The sequence below is a fragment of the Pseudomonas hamedanensis genome, assembly GCF_014268595.2.
In the GTDB taxonomy this organism is placed as follows: domain Bacteria; phylum Pseudomonadota; class Gammaproteobacteria; order Pseudomonadales; family Pseudomonadaceae; genus Aquipseudomonas; species Aquipseudomonas hamedanensis.
The window spans coordinates 2,538,425-2,556,214 of sequence record NZ_CP077091.1; the positions used below are offsets into that span (position 1 = coordinate 2,538,425).

At 59.4% G+C, this 17,790-nt stretch carries 20 protein-coding genes and 1 tRNA gene; 9 read left to right on the forward strand and 12 right to left on the reverse strand.

Features of this window, described 5'->3' with window-relative positions; genetic code table 11:
- Positions 1 to 4 precede the first annotated feature (4 nt).
- From atzF to HU739_RS10940, 8 genes are all read left to right on the forward strand, one after another.
- Complete coding sequence (atzF, locus tag HU739_RS10905) at positions 5 to 1,780, forward strand: allophanate hydrolase (RefSeq protein WP_186548931.1); 1,776 nt, start codon at positions 5 to 7, stop codon at positions 1,778 to 1,780.
- Between the two features lie 226 nt (positions 1,781 to 2,006).
- Positions 2,007 to 3,494, forward strand: coding sequence for a sensor domain-containing diguanylate cyclase (locus HU739_RS10910; RefSeq protein ID WP_186548933.1), 1,488 nt, complete (start codon positions 2,007 to 2,009; stop codon positions 3,492 to 3,494).
- Entirely contained in the window at positions 3,487 to 3,717 is a 231-nt protein-coding gene (locus HU739_RS10915) for a cysteine-rich CWC family protein (RefSeq protein ID WP_186548935.1), read from the forward strand. Before HU739_RS10910 ends, HU739_RS10915 begins: the two co-directional genes overlap by 8 nt.
- Positions 3,718 to 3,750: 33 nt before the next feature.
- Positions 3,751 to 4,443, forward strand: coding sequence for a pseudouridine synthase (locus HU739_RS10920; protein WP_186548937.1), 693 nt, complete (start codon positions 3,751 to 3,753; stop codon positions 4,441 to 4,443).
- Positions 4,444 to 4,758: 315 nt separating this feature from the next.
- Complete coding sequence (locus HU739_RS10925; RefSeq protein ID WP_186548939.1) at positions 4,759 to 5,643, forward strand: alpha/beta fold hydrolase; 885 nt, start codon at positions 4,759 to 4,761, stop codon at positions 5,641 to 5,643.
- 158 nt (positions 5,644 to 5,801) lie between these two features.
- Positions 5,802 to 5,875 (forward strand) — tRNA-Gly (locus HU739_RS10930).
- Between the two features lie 328 nt (positions 5,876 to 6,203).
- A complete protein-coding gene (locus tag HU739_RS10935) occupies positions 6,204 to 6,953 on the forward strand; it encodes a zeta toxin family protein (RefSeq protein ID WP_186548941.1) in 750 nt (249 codons plus the stop codon).
- Positions 6,950 to 7,108: a hypothetical protein gene (locus HU739_RS10940; protein ID WP_186548943.1), complete on the forward strand. Its 159-nt coding sequence runs from the start codon at positions 6,950 to 6,952 to the stop codon at positions 7,106 to 7,108. Before HU739_RS10935 ends, HU739_RS10940 begins: the two co-directional genes overlap by 4 nt.
- A 93-nt stretch (positions 7,109 to 7,201) precedes the next feature.
- Here the strand turns inward: HU739_RS10940 and HU739_RS26740 are convergent, their stop codons facing one another.
- From HU739_RS26740 to tam, 3 genes are read right to left on the reverse strand one after another with little or no spacing between them, the layout of a single operon-like run.
- Positions 7,202 to 7,588 (reverse strand): hypothetical protein, encoded by a 387-nt coding sequence (locus HU739_RS26740; RefSeq protein WP_225922826.1) that lies wholly within the window; start codon positions 7,586 to 7,588, stop codon positions 7,202 to 7,204.
- Complete coding sequence (locus HU739_RS26745) at positions 7,554 to 7,895, reverse strand: HipA domain-containing protein (protein WP_225922827.1); 342 nt, start codon at positions 7,893 to 7,895, stop codon at positions 7,554 to 7,556. Before HU739_RS26745 ends, HU739_RS26740 begins: the two co-directional genes overlap by 35 nt.
- A gap of 31 nt (positions 7,896 to 7,926) precedes the next feature.
- Positions 7,927 to 8,733: a trans-aconitate 2-methyltransferase gene (gene tam, locus HU739_RS10950; protein ID WP_225922828.1), complete on the reverse strand. Its 807-nt coding sequence runs from the start codon at positions 8,731 to 8,733 to the stop codon at positions 7,927 to 7,929.
- Between the two features lie 136 nt (positions 8,734 to 8,869).
- Here tam and HU739_RS10955 point away from each other — a divergent pair, with 136 nt between their 5' ends.
- Positions 8,870 to 9,280 (forward strand): low affinity iron permease family protein, encoded by a 411-nt coding sequence (locus HU739_RS10955; protein WP_186548947.1) that lies wholly within the window; start codon positions 8,870 to 8,872, stop codon positions 9,278 to 9,280.
- 217 nt (positions 9,281 to 9,497) lie between these two features.
- On the opposite strand, the gene HU739_RS10960 is transcribed toward HU739_RS10955, so the two are convergent.
- The 9 genes from HU739_RS10960 to HU739_RS11000 form a co-directional block, all read right to left on the reverse strand.
- On the reverse strand, positions 9,498 to 10,001 hold the full coding sequence (locus HU739_RS10960) for a DUF4142 domain-containing protein (protein ID WP_186548949.1): 504 nt from the start codon (positions 9,999 to 10,001) through the stop codon (positions 9,498 to 9,500).
- 192 nt (positions 10,002 to 10,193) lie between these two features.
- The gene (locus HU739_RS10965) at positions 10,194 to 10,832 is read right to left on the reverse strand and encodes a LysE family translocator (RefSeq protein ID WP_186548950.1); all 639 of its coding nucleotides are present in this window, start codon (positions 10,830 to 10,832) and stop codon (positions 10,194 to 10,196) included.
- Between the two features lie 60 nt (positions 10,833 to 10,892).
- Entirely contained in the window at positions 10,893 to 11,309 is a 417-nt protein-coding gene (gene fos / locus HU739_RS10970) for a fosfomycin resistance glutathione transferase (protein WP_186548952.1), read from the reverse strand.
- Between the two features lie 4 nt (positions 11,310 to 11,313).
- Positions 11,314 to 12,030: a PA3715 family protein gene (locus HU739_RS10975; RefSeq protein WP_186548954.1), complete on the reverse strand. Its 717-nt coding sequence runs from the start codon at positions 12,028 to 12,030 to the stop codon at positions 11,314 to 11,316.
- 39 nt (positions 12,031 to 12,069) lie between these two features.
- A complete protein-coding gene (locus HU739_RS10980; RefSeq protein WP_186548956.1) occupies positions 12,070 to 12,804 on the reverse strand; it encodes a PA3715 family protein in 735 nt (244 codons plus the stop codon).
- Between the two features lie 145 nt (positions 12,805 to 12,949).
- Complete coding sequence (locus HU739_RS10985) at positions 12,950 to 14,281, reverse strand: MFS transporter (RefSeq protein WP_186548958.1); 1,332 nt, start codon at positions 14,279 to 14,281, stop codon at positions 12,950 to 12,952.
- Between the two features lie 173 nt (positions 14,282 to 14,454).
- The gene (locus HU739_RS10990; RefSeq protein WP_186548960.1) at positions 14,455 to 15,381 is read right to left on the reverse strand and encodes a hydroxymethylglutaryl-CoA lyase; all 927 of its coding nucleotides are present in this window, start codon (positions 15,379 to 15,381) and stop codon (positions 14,455 to 14,457) included.
- The gene (locus HU739_RS10995; protein ID WP_186548962.1) at positions 15,378 to 16,571 is read right to left on the reverse strand and encodes a CaiB/BaiF CoA transferase family protein; all 1,194 of its coding nucleotides are present in this window, start codon (positions 16,569 to 16,571) and stop codon (positions 15,378 to 15,380) included. Before HU739_RS10995 ends, HU739_RS10990 begins: the two co-directional genes overlap by 4 nt.
- Positions 16,572 to 16,807: 236 nt before the next feature.
- On the reverse strand, positions 16,808 to 17,734 hold the full coding sequence (locus HU739_RS11000) for a LysR family transcriptional regulator (RefSeq protein ID WP_217844313.1): 927 nt from the start codon (positions 17,732 to 17,734) through the stop codon (positions 16,808 to 16,810).
- Positions 17,735 to 17,790 lie beyond the last annotated feature (56 nt).

The following is a 17,790-nucleotide window of genomic DNA, read 5'->3' on the forward strand; positions in this document are numbered from 1 at the left end:
ACTGATGAATCTGCAACTCGATGCACTGCGCCAGGCCTATCGCAATGGCGAGACCACACCGCGCCAATTGCTATTGGCACTGCGGGAGAAAGCCGCTGCGCTGAACCCGGATTACCACCTGTTCATTCACCTGCTCAGCATTGAAGAACTGGAACCCTACCTCGCCGCTCTCGACGGTCGCGACCTCGACAGCCTGCCGCTGTACGGCGTGCCGTTCGCGATCAAGGACAACATCGATCTGGCCGGCATTGCCACCACCGCCGCGTGCCCGGCGTTTGCTTATGTGCCGCAGCGTTCGGCGACCATCGTCGAGCAACTGCTGGCGCTGGGCGCGATTCCGCTGGGCAAGACCAATCTTGATCAATTCGCCACGGGCCTCAATGGCAGCCGCTCACCTTATGGTGCGTGCCCCAACAGCGTGTTGAAGGAATATCCATCAGGCGGTTCCAGCGCCGGGTCGTCCCTGGCGGTGGCGCTGGGCGTGGCAAGTTTCGCCTTGGGCACCGACACTGCCGGCTCGGGCCGGGTGCCGGCGGCGCTGAATAATCTGGTCGGTTTGAAGGCGAGCAAAGGGCTGATTTCCACCGCTGGTGTGCTGCCCGCGTGCCGCACGCTGGACTGCGTAACCACGTTCACCGCCACCGCCCGTGAGGCCAGTCAGTTGCTGGCGCTGACGGCAAAACCCGATCCTCGCGATGAATACAGCCGCCCCAATCCTGCATGGAATGACGGCTCGGCCTTCGGCGCACCACGGCCGTTTCGCTTCGGCGTGCCACGGGCGCAGGACCTGGAGTTTTTCGGCTGCGACGAAGGGCCGCCATTGTTCGCAGCCGCGGTCGAACGGCTCAAGGCCCTCGGTGGCGAAGCGGTCGAGCTGGATCTGTCACCGTTCCTCGAAGCGGCACGTTTGCTCTATGACGGGCCGTGGGTTGCCGAGCGCTACAGCGTTGCCGGTGAACTGATGGAACAAAATCCCGACGCGGTGCTGCCGGTGATCCGGGCGGTGCTGGCGAAGGCGCCGGCCGTGACCGGCGTGCAGACTTTCCGCGCGCAGTATCGATTGCAGGCATTGAAGGCTGTTTGCGATGAGGCGTTGGAAAATCTCGACTGTGTGCTGACGCCGACCATCGGCCGTCCGGTGACGCTGGCGGAGCTTGTCGCCGAACCGGTGCTGCGCAACTCCGAAATGGGTTACTACACCAACTTCATGAACCTGCTCGATTACGCTGCCGTTGCCGTGCCGACCGCATTCATGAGCAACGGTTTGCCGTGGGGCGTGACGTTGTTTGGTCGGGTGTTTACCGATCAATACTTGCTGAGCGTGGCGGATGCGTTGCAGCGTCAGCAGCAAACCGCACTGCCAACTCCAGCGAATACTGCGCGCAATGACCGCGCGCGGCTCGTGGTCTGCGGCGCGCATTTGCAAGGTCTGGCCTTGAACTGGCAGTTGACCCAGCGTGGCGGGCGCTTGCTGGAAACCACGTTCAGTTCGCCGGACTATCGCCTGCACGCCTTGGCCGGCGGCCCACCGCTGCGGCCGGGCATGGTGCGGGTGAAGGACAGCGGCGTGGCGATTGCCGTGGAGGTCTGGGAATTGCCGAGCAGCGAACTGGGTTCGTTCCTCACCGGCATTCCAGCGCCGCTGGGGTTGGGCAAGGTGCAACTGGCGGATGGGCGCTGGGAGAGCGGGTTTATCTGTGAGCCGTATGGACTGGAGGGTGCGGTGGATATCAGCCATTTGGGGGGATGGCGGACGTACCTCAAAACCCTGAACACATAATTCAATAACACTGCAAAACTCCTGTGGGAGCGGGCTTGCCCGCGAAGGCGGTGGGTCATTCAGCCGTGAGGTGGCTGACCTGACGCCTTCGCGAGCAAGCCCGCTCCCACAGGGTTGCGTTTGGCCAGCGAACGCAGGAACGACCATTCACGCCGCACAGGGAGCAGTTATTTGCGCGCAGTGCCACTAGAATGCTTCCCATCGGGCCACTGCCAACGGAACTGCCATGCCGCTTCGTTCTTCGCTGTACTCGCAACGCTCACTGGTGCTCACCCTGGTCGCCCTGCTCGGCGCCGGGTTTCTCGCCACGTCGCTGCTGAGCTATTACGCCTCGCGCGCGTCGATCCGCGGCAACATCGTCAACACCGAACTGCCGCTGACGTCCGACACGGTCTATTCGGAAATCCAGAAAGACCTGGTCCGACCGATCCTCATTTCTTCGATGATGTCGCGCGACACCTTCATGCGCGACTGGGTGGTCAACGGTGAGCAGAACCCCGAGCAGATGACCCGCTACCTCGACGAGGTAATGACCCATTACGGCGCCTACACCGCGTTTTTCGTTTCCAACACCAGCCTGACCTATTACCACGCCAAAGGCGTGCTCAAGCAGGTCAAGATCGATGAGCCGCGCGATGCCTGGTACTTCCGCGTGCGCGACATGAAAGATCCGTACGAGATCAACGTCGACCCGGATCTGGCCAACAAGGACAACCTGACTTTTTTCATCAACTACAAGGTCTACGACTATCACAACCGTTTCATCGGCGCGGCAGGCGTTGGCCTGACCGTCGATGCGGTGATCAAACTGATCGACAAGTATCAACAGCGTTATCAACGCAGCGTTTACTTCGTTGATACCTTTGGCCGCCTCGTCTTGACCGGCGCCGAGGGTGGCCCGGAAGGTGCGCGCATTGGTCAGGGCCTCGGCGAACTGGAGAGCATGAAAAGTCTGGTCAGCCAGTTGCCCAAACCGCACAGCGGCAGCTACGAATATTCCACCCACGGCCAGGGGCATTTTCTCAACGTGCGGTTTATCCCCGAGTTGAACTGGTACCTGTTTGTCGACAAACGCGAAGACGGCGCGCTGAGTGAAATCCGCCAGTCGCTGTATCTCAATCTGCTGATCTGCCTGCTGGTGACGTTGAGCGTGCTGGCGTTGCTCAACCGCGTGATCAAGCGCTTCCAGAGCAAAATCCACGCCCAGGCCACCCTCGACAGCCTCACGGAACTGCCGAACCGCCGCGGCTTCGACATTCTCGCTGTGCAAGCCCTGCACGAAGCCCAACGCGAGACCCGACCGCTGACCGCGTTGCTGCTCGACCTCGATCACTTCAAGGCGTTGAACGACACCTATGGGCACATGGCCGGCGATCAAATACTGATCGGTTTCGCCCGGGATCTGCAAAGCTGTCTGCGCCATGCCGATATCGTCTGCCGCTGGGGCGGTGAGGAATTTATCGTTTTGTTGAAGGACACCGACGGTGACACCGGTCAGAAAATTGCCGAGAAGATCCGTCAACACGTCGAACAACACGAATATGCCTACAACGGCCACAGCCTTCATCTGACCGTCAGCATCGGTGCCACCACCCTGCAACGCGAGGACACCTTGCACAGTCTGCTGTCCCGGGCCGATCATGCGATGTACCGCGCCAAACAAACCGGGCGCAACCGCACCTGCATGGAAATGCCCCACTCGACCTATGCCTGATACCGACGTCAAACCCGACCACTGCCCGGCCTGCGGCGCACGCAACGATTGCAGCCTCGCCGACCCGCGTACCGCCGACCGCGAATGCTGGTGCTACGCCGTGACGATCGACCCGGCCGTGCTTGAAGCTCTGCCCGCAGCATTACGCGACAAGTCCTGCCTGTGCCCGCGTTGCGCCCAGGCCGAGGCGCAACTGCAAGCGGCCAAGCCAGCGATCCCGTAAGATGCGCGGCCCTTTATCCGTTGAAATCTGACCATGCGCGTCGACCGCTTCCTCAGCAATCTGCCCCGCTACAACCGCCAGCAGGTTCGCCTGTTGCTGGTGGAAAAGCGCGTGCGGGTCGACGGAAAAATCGTCAGCGATCCGCACACTGAAGTGCTGGAGTTCAGCCAGGTCGAAGTCGACGATGAGGTCCTGCAGAGCGGCAAGGCGGCGCGCTACTTCATGCTGCACAAACCGCCAGGCTGCGTCAGCGCCACCCGCGATCCGCAGCATATGACCGTGCTCGACCTGTTCGATGATCCGGACAAGGACGACCTGCACATTGCCGGGCGTCTGGATTTCAATACCACCGGTCTGATGTTGATCACCAACGATGGCGCCTGGTCGCGCCGCCTGACCCAGCCGCAAACGAAACTGCCGAAGGTCTATTACGTTGAGACCGAGCAGGACATCGGCGCGGACTATGCGCTGCAATTTGCCGAGGGCATCTACTTCGCCTTCGAGGACCTGACCACGCAACCGGCGCAGCTCGAGCTGCTCGGCCCGCGCTCGGCGCGGCTGAGTATCGTTGAAGGCCGTTATCATCAGGTCAAGCGCATGTTCGGTTTCTTCAACAACAAAGTCCTGCGCCTGCACCGCGAATCGATGGGCGAACTGGCCCTGGATAACGCGCTAAAACCGGGCGAATACCGCGCTTTGCGCACCGAAGAGATTCATTTGTTCTAAGCCGGCGACCGCTCAGCCGAAGTTGTCGAACAATTTGCCAACGGCACTTGCGTGATCCTGAGTCCCCTGCTTGAATCAGGACGTCGGCCGAAATGTGACCGATGAGTCACCACATACTTCCAAGAAACTTTTTGCCGGTCGTCAGTCCCAAGGACTGCGCCTCAGCCGGCAATCTGCCCGCCAATAACAACACCCGTCGACCTGCCGTACCGGATCGACATGGGCCAGCAAATTCCAGGCGTATGCCTACCTGTCACAAAGCTCGTGCAATCTCGATTGCGCGCATACCCGCTTGCTTGCCAGGAGTCTTATGACATGAGGCCAGAAATCGCTGTGCTGGATATACAGGGTCAGTATCGGGTTTACACGGAGTTCTATCGCGCAGACGCCGCAGAAAAGACCATCATTCTGGTCAACGGCTCGATGGCCACGACTGCGTCGTTTGCACAGACCGTGAAAAACCTGCACCCGCAATTCAACGTGGTCTGCTACGACCAGCCCTACGCGGGACGGTCCAAATCCCACAACCTGCACGAGAAGCATCTGACCAAGGAAGTCGAAGGGCAGATTCTACTGGAGCTGATCGATCACTTCGCCGCCGAACACGTGCTGTCGTTCTCCTGGGGCGGCGCCGCGACGCTAGTCGCCCTCGCCCAGCAGCCCCGGCGCATCGAAAAAGCCGTGATCAGCTCGTTCTCACCAGTGATCAATGCGCACATGCTCGATTACCTTGAACGCGGCGTCGACTACCTCGGCAGCCGGGACGGCGACCGGGTCGGCCATCTGGTCAACAACACCATCGGCAAACACCTGCCGTCGTTGTTCAAACGCTTCAACTACCGCCACGTCAGCAGCCTGGCCGAGCATGAATACGGGCAGATGCACTTCCACATCAACGACGTGCTGCACAGCGATCGACAGTGCTATTTGAATGCGGCCAAAAAGATCAACGTACCGGTGCTGTTTTTAAACGGCGAATGGGACGAATACACCGCCGCCGAAGATGCGCGCCTGTTCGGCAATCACGTCGCGCACAGCACCTTCACCACTCTGCAAGCCACCGGGCACTTTCTCGACATGGAGCACAAAGCCGCGTGCCGCGACAGCCAGAACGCCCTGCTCGGCTTTCTGAAACCTGCGCCGCAGGCCAGCCGAACGCGCTACTCGTTTGTGCAGGATCAACATGCATTGGCCATTTGAAACAGCGTCATCGCGGGCAGGGCTGCACGCTTGAGGTGTTTGTTTGCACCGGCGCAGCCCTTGCTCGCGATTGACCGTCTTAGCGTGACAAAAGCCATCGGATAGAAAAGAAAACTTCAAATCCGTGGCCGACTCTGGTACAAAGTCAGCCGCTCTGAGCGGGTATAGTTTAGTGGTAGAACGAAAGCTTCCCAAGCTTTAGATGAGGGTTCGATTCCCTCTACCCGCTCCACCGAATATTGATCTCGCGTCGTGTTGTCTGACGGGGGATGCAGAAATAGAAAAACCGGCCTTGATGGCCGGTTTTTTTGTGCGTCGGATTTGAGATCAGGTTGTCAGCGCAGACCAATCCAGAAACAAACCGTAGATTGCAAATCGCCCATTTCCACATACGCTTCACTCTCCCAACAAATTCAAGCAGAGCCATGGCCGGGGCCCACAGTGCGGTCTCACCGCGAAAACGCAGCCGTCATGGCACTTCGAGATGTGGAAGAGACCGCAACAAAGTAGAACCGGAGGAAGAGTCTGCAAATCACTTTCACTTCAAAAAGGCCTCATTCATGCAAGAAGACAAACGGCATGGAATGACGGAAGAAGAGCTGGCCATCTGTGATGGCGCAATCCGGTTTGCTCGATCGAACAAGAAGGCTATTGGCAAGCGGCTTACCGATCAGGGCAAATATCCACCTGAAAAGGAGCCAGTTTCGGTTTTTATGGCTGGATCACCGGGCGCAGGTAAAACAGAGGCCTCGTTAGCGCTGCTTAGTTTTTTCTCTGACACGCCAATCCTGCGAATTGATCCCGACGAACTCAGGAGCGAGTTCGAAGCCTACCGAGGGGGCAATGCCTGGCTTTTCCAAGGCGCAGTCTCGATTCTCATTGGCAAGTTGATAGACCTTGCGTTGGACCGAAAGCAATCTTTTCTGCTGGATGGAACACTGTCCAATATCGAGATCGCAAGGAACAATGTGCAACGGTGTCTCAATAAAGGGAGATTTGTGCAAATTCTCTACGTTTATCAAGATCCAAGACTTGCTTGGTCTTTCGTTCGGAGTCGAGAGGAAGCCGAAGGACGGAGAATCCGACCAGAGCATTTCGTCGACCAATACTTCGCAGCCCGTGACGTGGTCAACACGCTTAAGCTAGAGTTTGGCAAAGATCTGCATGTCGATCTTCTTGTGAAGCATATTGATAATTCCGGGCGTCTCTACAAGGCTGGAATTGACAAGATCGACTACCATATCCCCGAGAAGCATACGAGACCTGAATTGATGGCTATGCTTGGGATCACAGACGGAGCAATCACATGAAATTCGGATCCCAGAAGGAATCCACCAGTCCGTTCGCAGACTTCATCCGAAATGCTAAATCGGAGGAGAAAAAGCGTGTTTACAGCGAAGTGCTGACCGAGGCTACCAAAAAGCAGATTGAAGTGATGCTGGCGGCACGTGAAAAGCAAGCATGACGGCGCTAATGGAATGAAGAAGAGCCTGGCATACGCCGGGCTTTTTATTTGGCGGTTGTCACGGCGCGTTGGGATTGCCTTGCTGGTCGCTTTTTAGTGCCCGGGGATTTCAGTTTCAGCGTCAGCAACCGACCTGACAATACTGCCCCCCGTCCGCAGGTTACTTCTCGAAATCCTGCTGCAGCTTCGCCAGTACATTAAAAATCGGCTCCCCGGTTTGTGCGGGACATTCAATCGAGTGAATACCGTCTTCCAGTCAGCGAGCGCAGCGAGAGTCTGCTCGATGTATTCTTCGGCTTTGAGGTATTTGTAATCTTTGCAGATCTCCATGATTCGCTTGCGCGTAGGCTTGCCGGGAGTGCGGCCGCCGAAGTCAGTGGTGTGCTCGCCCATGGCGTTTGCGAACGTCAGGTCGTATGCCGGAGACAGCGTCCAGGTTTCCTTCTCACCTTTTTTCAGGATAGTGGCAAAGAAACGCAAAGTTCTTCGCATGATCGTCATGGTTGTGAGACAGCGCATTGAAGATCATCAACCTGGCCATTTTTTCCACTTCAACTGAGCTTTTGGTCAACATCTGGGTGAGCTTCAGCAGGTTCGGGTAGTCGATGGATGACAATGCGCGGTAATCCGCGTACATAAGCGCCGAGACGGTCATGATGTGTATCTTGCGCTCGCCGTCGCGATCAAAGCGCTTGGTTGTAAAGAAACGCTCAACCTCGCCGCCAGGCATCTGCACATCCAGAATATCGACTGAATTCTTTTCCAGAGTCGCGCCGACCTGAAACAACCTGTTGAACTAAAACAGAGAGACGCGGCATTCACCGAGTCGCAACGATAAACAGCCGTGGAAACGGCAACAGCACTGAGCCATCAGCCAATGCTGGATAAGCCTCTGAAACAGCTGCCAGATACCGTTCCAGATACTGCGCCCGCTCCTCCTCGGTCAGCGGATTCAAAAACGGAATCAACCCGCTGCCCTTGAACCACTCCACCACCCCTGCCGCCCCACCCGGCAACTGATGGTGATAAGTCGTCCGCCACACATCGACGCGGTCGCAGTGCGGCCGCAGCATCGAGAAATACTCAGTGGCACTCGCCATGTCGGTGCGCTGTCCGGCGGCGCCGCTGAGTTTGCGCGCCCACGGCCCATTGGCGGCCACTTCGCGCATCAAGCGGTGGGACGGTTCGTTGAGGTTATCCGGCATCTGGATCGCCAGGCTGCCACCGGCGGCGAGTTTGCTCACCAGGGCTGGCAGCAACGAGGCGTGATCAGGCACCCATTGCAGGACCGCGTTGGCGAAGATCACATCGAACGGGCCGGCATCGGCCCATCGGTCGATTTCGACCACCTCAAACTGCAACCCGGGCAGGCGCTTGCGCGCGGCATCGATCATGTCTGCCGAACTGTCCAGGCCACTGACATTCGCCTCGGGAAACCGCTGCACCAACAATTCCGTGGAATTACCAGGCCCACAACCGATATCCACCACCGCCCGCGCCTGCGCTGTGGGAGTCGCCGCCAGCAGATCACGTGCCGGGCGGGTGCGTTCATCTTCGAAAGTGACGTATTGCTGGGCAGACCAACTCATGGCGTTCTCCTGTCGGGGCGTTCTGGCAACGGGCAAAAACAGCTGCCGATACGATACAGCGATCCGCGCGGCGTGCCTTCCCTACCAAAGTCCTGCGACGTGATTTGTAAACAGAATTTTCAGCGCAACGTCGCTGTCTGAATTTCAAGCTCCCAAAACAAGGACTTCCATCATGAAATTCGCAAAAATTGCCCAGAAACTTGCCCTGTGGGCCGGTAGCCCGAAGACGTTCATGGGGGCGTTGATCCTGATCGGGTTGTGGGGTTTGAGTGGACCGATTTTTGGCTACAACGATACCTGGCAACTGATCATCAATACCTCGACGACGATCATTACGTTCCTGATGGTCTTCCTGATTCAGAACACGCAAAACCGTGACACCGACATTCTGCATTTAAAGCTTGATGAATTGCTGCGGGTGAACAAGGAAGCGCAGAACGCGATGCTCGGGCTGGAGGCGCTGGATCTCAAGCAACTTGAGGCGTTGCGCCGGCATTACCGTTCGTTGGGCGAAAGCGAGGTGTTCAATCTTGACGGGCTGGGGGACAAGAGCAAGCCGAAGCAGGATCTGAATGAGTGCTGAGCAATCCACGGTGTAGACGTCAGTGGGAGCGAGCTTGCTCGCGAAGGCGGTGTGTCAGCGAATATTGGTTCGCCTGAAACTCCACCTTCGCGAGCAGGCTCGCTCCCACAGGGGACACATCGCATTTCAACTGGCGGGCGCAAAAAAACCTTCGGCAGTGCCTGCATCAAGCAGGTACCGCCGAAGGCTTGGGCCGCGTTACAACCATTCGGTGAGATTAGCGACTGGCCTGTAACGCGCGGGCCTTCTCCAGATGGCTCTGCAGTTTCGGCAAAGTCTCATCGGCGAAGGCTTTGATTTCCGGCACGTCGGTGGTCTTCGCCTGCTGCTCGATCTGGGTGATGGCCTCTTCGGTGGCCTTGACCTGGCTGGCGGCGTAGGCCTGATCGAACGTCGCGCCGTCCTGCACTTGCGGCATCAGCGCCTTGGCCTTGTCGGCCAGTTCTTCGCGGGGCGCGACAGGCAGGTCGAGCTTCTTGGCAATTTTCGCCAAATGCTGGTTGGCAGTGGTGCGGTCGTTGATGACGACGATGGTGTAATCCTTGACCTCTTTGGATTCGGCTTTGCCATGGGCCAAGCGGCTGGCCTCGATGTCGGCCATGCCTTTGGCTGACGCATCGTTGATGAATTCGGCAGGCGACTGGGCAAAGGCACTGTTCGCGCACAGGCTGAACAGGGCGGCAAAACTGACGTTGCGTATACGGGTGGCCATCCGGCTCATGGTCGCGCCCTCCTTCGTTGAAAATTCAAGCAGGCACTGGAGCGCCCTGCGGCTGAAATGTTCGTGGCGAGCCAACGCCCGCCTCAGTTAGGAATCCTTTGGCGGTCAAAGGTTTAGAAAAAACCTCCGGGCCGCGACGAACGGCGCCGTCAGTGAGCGCGCCCGCGCCGCCGGGCAGCCTTCTGCCGGACCTCACGCCTTGTTCGGCATCAGCCCCGGCAGCGCGTGCATCAGCGCGTTGATAGCAAAACCGATGAACATCACTCCGCACAACCGGGTGATGAGCAGTTCGTGACGCTGATACACCGTGCGCACCCGTTGCGCCCCGACCACGCCAATGAGGATGGCGTAGGCCAGCGCGCCACCGACAAAACTCAGGGCAATCAGCGCCGGCAGCATCGACCAGTTGAGCAGTTCGGCGCGACTCGACAGCAACGCGGTAAACGTTGCCACCGCCACGGGGTAGGCCTTGGGGTTGGTCAACCCGAATACGATGCCGTGCCAGAACGGATTGCGCGCCGCCCCCTGCGGCTCATCACCGTTGCGCCGCCGCGCACGCACGGCGCGCCAGCCGAGCCAGAACAGATACAGACCGCTGAGCACGCCGAGTACATCAAACGCAGTGCTGCCGATTTCCCGGGCGCCGACAATCGCGATCAGCGCCGTGCTGCACCAGACCACATCGCCCAGCAAGTGCCCGCACAGAAATCCGGCCCCGGCCCGTCGCCCATGAGCGGCGCCAATGCCGAACACCGCCAGCACACCTGGCCCCGGCGTGATGCCGTAGATGAAACCCGAGGCCAGAATGGCCATAAGCAACGATGGAGTCATGGAAAACCTGCAAGTGCCAGAACACGTGACCGCCAGTCTATATCAGCCGACTACGCCGGATCACGGTTCGTCGTGAAAACGCATGCCGGCGTACGGTTTCTGCCGACAGGCCGCCAGTCGCGAGGCGAGATCGCCGACGTGCACTTCCAGTTTGTGTCCGTCGGGGTCGAGAAAGTAGAACGACGCGCCTTCGCTGCGGTTATCCCGCCACGCCTCGACGTCGACCATTCGCAAGTGCTGCACGAAAACCGGGAAATCCGCCGCGCTCACGCTGAAGGCGTAATGCGTGTAATCGGCGCAGGGCTCGGTCTTGCGCAGCGGATCAAGCGATAGACACAGCCACAGCCCCGGCAAGGACAGATAAGCACCGCTATCCCACGTGGCCTCGACGCGCAGTTGCAGCACATCGCGATAGAAGCGCAGGCTGCGATTCAGATCGCGGACCGCCAATGTCAGGTGGTTGAGGCCGGTGAGCATCGTTTCAGTACCCTCTGAGGTCTTCGGGGACAGTGTATTGCTCGCCGTCGTAGGTCAGGGTGACTCGGGTTTGTTTAAGGTGCGTGGTTTTCGAGAGGCACTCTTTGCCTGACCGGGTGTTTTTCACACGGGTGCCGTTGCTGATGACGAGCAGATCAGCCAGACCATGGTGGCTGGCCGGGCCAATCTCGACGGTGCGGCGAACCTGTTTGACATAGCCGTCGCAGTCGCCGGTGAATTCACCATTGTTCTTGTAGACCACCAAGCCTTCAAGCACCGGTCGCAACTCATTGCCTTCGCGGATATACAGCGCCAGATCAGTTTTCTCATATGGCATAGCGCGAGAGCGGTGGGTGAATTTCGAACGCAGACCAAAGGCCCTGACATCCGACGCCAGCCGATAGCGCCCGGTGTCGATGCGCAGGTCATCGAAGCGGATGGCGTCGGAGTTGTAAGCGCCGGGTTTGCGGTAAGTGGCGATGGGCTTGGCGTCGCTGGCATTAACGAGCGCGAGATCGAGATCGAACACCCCGACGTCTTCGTCATCCGAATCCGCCAGATAAGTGGATTTGACGGCGATCGCCTGATTTTGAGCGGAAGGCCAGACCTTACAGCGCGACAGGGATTTGCCATCGAAGGCTTTGATGTCGCAAGACGCCTGGGCTTGAGTGGCCAGGGCAAGAAGGCTGAGGGCAATCAGCAGAGGGGCACGGGGAAACATGGTGTTCTTCCTTGATAAAAGTCGTTTGGATCAGGCCGATTACAAGCCTTTGAAGCCTTGCGGCAGAACGTAGGATTTGCCGTCATAACGCAATGTGGTCAGGGCAGGTTTATAAACTGTGGAGCTGTCCTTACAAGTCTCCCCCTTTCCCGCACTGGTTGTGCCAGTCTGCTGAGTCTTGACGATCAGGTCCGCGTAACCGTGAGAGCTGGTTTTAGCCACTTCCACCGTTCTGGTCATTTCACTTCGCTGACCGGTGCAATCGTCATCCCATTCACCGCTGAACTGGTAAACCAATAATTTTTGCAAGACCGGGCGCAACGTCGCGCCCTCTCTGACGTAGAGCGAAAGCTGAACCTCTTCCATCGGATTGAGGCGCGATGCGTTAGTAAAACGGGCACGCACGCCGAAGGCACGAAGGTCGGTGGTGAGTGTGTAGCGTGCCGTATCGAGTGACATCTGCGATAACGCTACGCCATCCGATTCGTATGCAGAGGTTTGACGATAAGTGGCGACAGGGCCGGGTTGCCCGTCTTGCGCAACAGACAAATCGAGATCATAGAACCCGTACGTGCCGCCTTCGCCGTCATCGGCGGCGGGCTTGAAACCTGCTTTGGCGCTGATGGCCTGTCCAGGATAAGCCGGCCATTCCTTGCACACCGAAAAATCCAGATCACCCGACACGGCGGGCGGTGTGCAATCAGCCAGCGCCTGCCCCGCCATCAAACACCCGCAGAGCACTGCACCGCCGAACCACCTGGACTTCACTGTCACTTGCCGCTCCTTGATTTCGTTTTCAGCGGCGTACTATCCACTCCTCGACCCTGTGATTCAACAATCCACTTCCAAATTGCGAAAGCGCATTCCAAAGGTGGGAGCGAGCCTGCTCGCGAAGGCGTCTTCACAGACGCCGTCAATCTCAATACTTGTCCAGCGTGCGCAATTTCTGCGGCAAACCCCACAGCAGCAAAGCGGCCGCAATCAGCGCCGCGACGCCGATGACATACAGCGCCGGGGTGGTGCTGCCGGTCAGGTCCTTGATGCGTCCGACCATGACCGGGCTGACGATCCCGCCAAATTGCCCCAGGGTATTGATCACCGCGATCCCGCCTGCCGCGCCGGCACCGGCGCCTGCCAGCAATTTCGGTGGCAGGGTCCAGAAGCTCGGAATCGAAGCGATGATGCCTGCGCCGAGCAGCCCCAGAGCGACGATCAGAAATGTCGTGTGGCTGGCGAAGATCCCCGCGCTGAAGAAGCCGATCGCGCCGACGATCACCAGCCCGGCGACAAACTTGCGCCGCTCACCCGTGGCGTCGGACAGGCGTCCGATCACCACCATGCTGATCGCACCGCAGATGTAGGGAATGGCGGTCAGTAGACCGATCATCACCGGGCTTTCGGTGCCGGCGCTGCGGATCAATTGCGGTGCCCAGAAATTCAGGCCGTAGGACGCCACCTGGATCAGGAAGTAAATCAAACCCAACGTCAGGAAACCGGGAATTTTCAGCGCCGCGAGCAATGAGCCGCCGCTCTTGTGTGGCTCGTGATGAGCGATGCGGCTGGAGAGCAGTTTCTTCTCGTCAACGGTGAGCCAGTGCGCGTCCTCGATTCGGTCTTTGAGCTGCGTAAGCACCAGGAACCCAAGACCGATGCACGGCACGCCACCGAGCAGGAACAGCCAGTGCCAGCCGCGCATCTGCAATACGCCGTCGAGGTGTTGCAGCACCAGCCCGGAGAACGGCGCGCCGACCAGTCCGGCGAACGCCGAGGCGAGAAACAGCATCGACGTGATGCGGCCACGGAAATGCTGCGGAAACCACAGTGTCAGGTAATACAGCACACCCGGGGCGAACCCGGCTTCCATCGCGCCGATCAGAAAGCGCAACGCGTAGAACTGCCACTCGCTGGTGACGAAGACCATCAACGCCGTCGCCACGCCCCACGACATCATGATCCGCGCAATCCAGCGCCGCGCGCCGACCTTGTACAGCATCATGTTGCTCGGCACTTCGAACAGCACGTAACCGACCACGAACAGCCCGGCGCCGAGGCCATAAGCGGTGTCGCTCAGACTCAGGTCGGTCTGCAACTGGAATTTGGCAAAGCTGATGTTGATGCGATCGAAAAAGGCAAACAGGTAGCAGACCATGATCAGCGGCATCAGGCGCCAGGCGACTTTGCTGATCAGGGCTTTTTCGGCGTCGTGATCGACGGACGGATTCACGCCCGCCTCCAATACGTTGAGGCTCATGGTTTTTTCTCCAGGCGGACTGTCGATGGACGTCCGATTGTTTTTGTTGTCTGGTATGCGGTTTCAACTGTAGGAGTGAGCCTGCTCGCGATGGCGGTGTGTCAGGCAACCTATGCGGCGCCTGATACACCGCTATCGCGAGCAGGCTCACTCCTACAAGGGATTGATGTGTCTCAGGTCGGCATCGGATGCAGATCGCAGCTGCGCCCGGCCTTGGCGAGTTGGCCGGGAACTTCGTGGCCTAACAGCGCCGGCAAACCGCGCGAAAGCTTCAGCAGCAGCGGCAAGTCGATACCGGTGGCAATGCCGATTTCATCGCACAGATTCACCAGGTCCTCGGTGCAGATATTGCCCGACGCCCCCGGCGCAAACGGACAGCCACCGAGGCCACCGAGCGCTGCATCGAAGCGCCGCGCGCCGGCCTCGTATGCGGCCAGTACATTGCACAGGCCGAGGCCGCGGGTGTTATGGAAATGCAGGGTCAGATCGGCCGGCGAAACCCGCTGCAGCACCCGCCGCACCAGGCGATCGACCTGCCGCGGATTGGCCATGCCGGTGGTGTCGGCGAGGCTGATGCCCTGAATACCGAGCTCCTGATAAGCGTCGACGATTTGCAGCACGCGACCCTCGTCAATCTTGCCTTCGAACGGACAACCGAACGTGGTGGCGATGCTGCCGTTGAGGCGCACTTCCGAGCCACTGACAAACGCGACGATGTCAGCAAACGCGGCCAGCGAGTCCTCGCACCGCATGCGCATATTGGCCAGGTTGTGGGTCTGGCTGGCGGACATCACCAGATTCAGTTCATCGGCGTTCGCCGCCAATGCCCGCTGTGCGCCTTTGAGGTTGGGGATCAACGCCACGTAAATCACCCCCGGCTGGCGCTGAATGCCGTTGAACACCTGCTCACCGTCACGCAGGGCCGGGATGGCTTTGGGCGAGACGAACGAGCCGGCTTCGATGCGGCTGAATCCGGCCTGTGACAGTTGATTGATCAAGGCGATCTTGTCAGCGGTTTCAACCCACGTCGGCTCGATCTGCAAGCCATCGCGCGGTGAGACCTCCTGGACGATGAGTTTGTGCGAATAGTCTGTGATCATTGCACCACCCCTTGGCTTTTCAGGCGTTCGATGTCGCGTTCAGTCAGGCCAAGATTGGCGAGAATGGCGTCAGTGTGCTGGCCCAGTGTCGGCCCGGACCAGTTCACTGCGCCGGGCGTTTCCGAGAGTTTGGGAACGATGCCGGGCATTTTCACCGTTGCGCCGCCGGGCAACTCGGCATTGAGCAGCATGTCCCGCGCCTGATAGTGCGGATCGGCGACGATGTCAGCCACCGAGTAGATGCGCCCGGCCGGCACCTCAGCGGCTTCGAGGGCGGCCAGTACCTCGTCGATCGGCAGGCTGCTGGTCCAGTGGGTGATGGCCGCATCGAGCAAGCCGCTCTTCGCCGCACGCCCGTCGTTGTGGGCGAATTCTTCTGCCTCGGCCAGGTCAGCGCGGCCAATGGCGTGCATCAGACGCTTGTAGATCGGGTCACTGTTGCCGGCGATCACCACGTAGGCGCCGTCAGCAGTGAGGTAAGTATTGGAGGGCGCGATGCCCGGCAAAGCGCCGCCGCTGCGTTCGCGGACATGGCCGAGCATGTCGTATTCCGGGACCAGACTTTCCATGACGTTGAATACGCTTTCGGCCAGCGATACATCGACAATCTGTCCGCCGCCCTGCCCGGTCTTGACCCGCAACAGCGACATCAACGCACCGATCACCGCGTGCAGCGAGGCCAGCGAATCGCCGAGGCTGACGCCGACCCGTGCGGGTGGCGAACCGGGGTTGCCGGTGGTGTAGCGAATGCCGCCCATGGCCTCGCCAATGGCGCCGAAACCGGGACGGTCGCGGTACGGGCCGGTCTGGCCGTAGCCAGAGATACGCACGAGGGTCAGGTTCGGATTCAAGGCATGCAGCACGTCCCAACCCAGACCGAGCTTTTCCAACGCGCCAGGGCGCAGATTTTCGATGATCACGTCGGCGTCGCCGGCCAGTTGCTTGACCAGTTCGATGCCTTCAGCAGATTTGAGATTGAGTGCGAGGGATTTCTTGTTGCGCGATTGCAGGTACCACCACAGCGACGTGCCTTCGTGCAGCTTGCGCCATTTGCGCAACGGGTCGCCCTGGCCCATGGCTTCGATCTTGATCACCTCGGCGCCGAACTCGGCAAGCATGCGCGCGGCAAACGGCGCGGCGATCAGGGTGCCGATCTCGATCACTTTGATTGCACTTAAAGGGGCAGTCATCGCGGGGTACCTCTTGTTCTTGGAATATGTCGCCAAGGCTAGAGGAACGATGATCGGCGAATCCAGCCGTCTCTCGGCAATGGGCGTTCGCGAAATGCGAATGCTCCGGCGAAATTTTCGGTGACCTCAGGTCAGCCATCGCGAGCAGGCTCACTCCTACAGGTTTTGCGTGGCCCACAGATTCAAGTCCAGCACAGCCCCCCTGTAGGAGTGAGCCTGCTCGCGATGAGGCCGGCTCAATCAATCGAGATCCAAGAGCCTTGTGCTCGCAAATGCTCAAACAACATCCGGCTCACCGGCGACAACCCCGCCTCATCGCGCACCACTATGATCAAGGTTCGATCCGCCCAGGCATCCGTCAGCGGCACCGCCCGCAACCCCAGCGCCTGACCGAACAACTCGTAGGCACGCTGCGGCAGAATGCCGATGCCCATGTTCGCCTGAACCATCCGGCAGACCGCATCGAATCCCGGCACATGAATGCGAATGCGCAGGACCTTGCCGGCCTGCCGTGCCGCCGCGTGGGTGCGCATGTTGATCGAACTGGCCGCGTGCAAACCAACGTAGTCGCTACCGAGGGTTTCGCCGAAGGCCACCGATTCGCGCGTAGCCAACGGATGCTCGGGCAGCATCACCACCACCAGTTTGTCCTGGCGATACAACGCGCTGTGCAGGCCTTTGGTATCGCTGTCGTCGGAGCAGATGCCGAGGTCCGCGACGCCATCGAGTACACCCTGAATCACCCCGGCACTGGGGCGCTCTTCAAGGTCGGTCTTGACCTGCGAATGCTGCGCCGAGAAGTCGCGCAAGTCTTCGGGCAGAAACTGAATGATCGCTGAAAGATTGGCCAGCATGCGCACATAACCGCGCACACCGTGGCTGTGCTCGCCCAGTTCCAGGCCCATCTTCTCCACGTTGAAAAGCATCTGTCGCGCATGGTGCAGCAGCGTTTCACCGGCCGGCGTGAGGAGCATGCCTTTGGCCTGACGCACGAACAGAGCGATGCCCAGCGCCTGCTCCAATTCCATCAGGCGCTTGCTCGCTGCCGACACGGCGATGGCTTCGCGCGCAGCCGCACGGGTCAGCGTGCCTTCTTCGTGGACGGCGACGAACAGTTGCAGAGTGATCAGGTCGAGGCGGCGGATCAGGCTTTTTTGCAGCATGGAAAGACTCGGCGGTAGTGGCGCGAACGAACGGCGAGGATAACGCCGTTCGTTCG

Bases quoted from the DNA above. Each gene is read 5' to 3' on its own strand.
- atzF (WP_186548931.1), top strand. From the start codon at position 5: ATGAATCTGCAACTCGATGCACTGCGCCAGGCCTATCGCAATGGCGAG.
- HU739_RS10910 (WP_186548933.1), top strand. From the start codon at position 2,007: ATGCCGCTTCGTTCTTCGCTGTACTCGCAACGCTCACTGGTGCTCACC.
- HU739_RS10915 (WP_186548935.1), top strand. From the start codon at position 3,487: ATGCCTGATACCGACGTCAAACCCGACCACTGCCCGGCCTGCGGCGCA.
- HU739_RS10920 (WP_186548937.1), top strand. From the start codon at position 3,751: ATGCGCGTCGACCGCTTCCTCAGCAATCTGCCCCGCTACAACCGCCAG.
- HU739_RS10925 (WP_186548939.1), top strand. From the start codon at position 4,759: ATGAGGCCAGAAATCGCTGTGCTGGATATACAGGGTCAGTATCGGGTT.
- HU739_RS10935 (WP_186548941.1), top strand. From the start codon at position 6,204: ATGCAAGAAGACAAACGGCATGGAATGACGGAAGAAGAGCTGGCCATC.
- HU739_RS10940 (WP_186548943.1), top strand. From the start codon at position 6,950: ATGAAATTCGGATCCCAGAAGGAATCCACCAGTCCGTTCGCAGACTTC.
- HU739_RS10955 (WP_186548947.1), top strand. From the start codon at position 8,870: ATGAAATTCGCAAAAATTGCCCAGAAACTTGCCCTGTGGGCCGGTAGC.
- HU739_RS10960 (WP_186548949.1), bottom strand. From the start codon at position 10,001: ATGAGCCGGATGGCCACCCGTATACGCAACGTCAGTTTTGCCGCCCTG.
- HU739_RS10965 (WP_186548950.1), bottom strand. From the start codon at position 10,832: ATGACTCCATCGTTGCTTATGGCCATTCTGGCCTCGGGTTTCATCTAC.
- fos (WP_186548952.1), bottom strand. From the start codon at position 11,309: ATGCTCACCGGCCTCAACCACCTGACATTGGCGGTCCGCGATCTGAAT.
- HU739_RS10975 (WP_186548954.1), bottom strand. From the start codon at position 12,030: ATGTTTCCCCGTGCCCCTCTGCTGATTGCCCTCAGCCTTCTTGCCCTG.
- HU739_RS10985 (WP_186548958.1), bottom strand. From the start codon at position 14,281: ATGAGCCTCAACGTATTGGAGGCGGGCGTGAATCCGTCCGTCGATCAC.
- HU739_RS10990 (WP_186548960.1), bottom strand. From the start codon at position 15,381: ATGATCACAGACTATTCGCACAAACTCATCGTCCAGGAGGTCTCACCG.
- HU739_RS10995 (WP_186548962.1), bottom strand. From the start codon at position 16,571: ATGACTGCCCCTTTAAGTGCAATCAAAGTGATCGAGATCGGCACCCTG.
- HU739_RS11000 (WP_217844313.1), bottom strand. From the start codon at position 17,734: ATGCTGCAAAAAAGCCTGATCCGCCGCCTCGACCTGATCACTCTGCAA.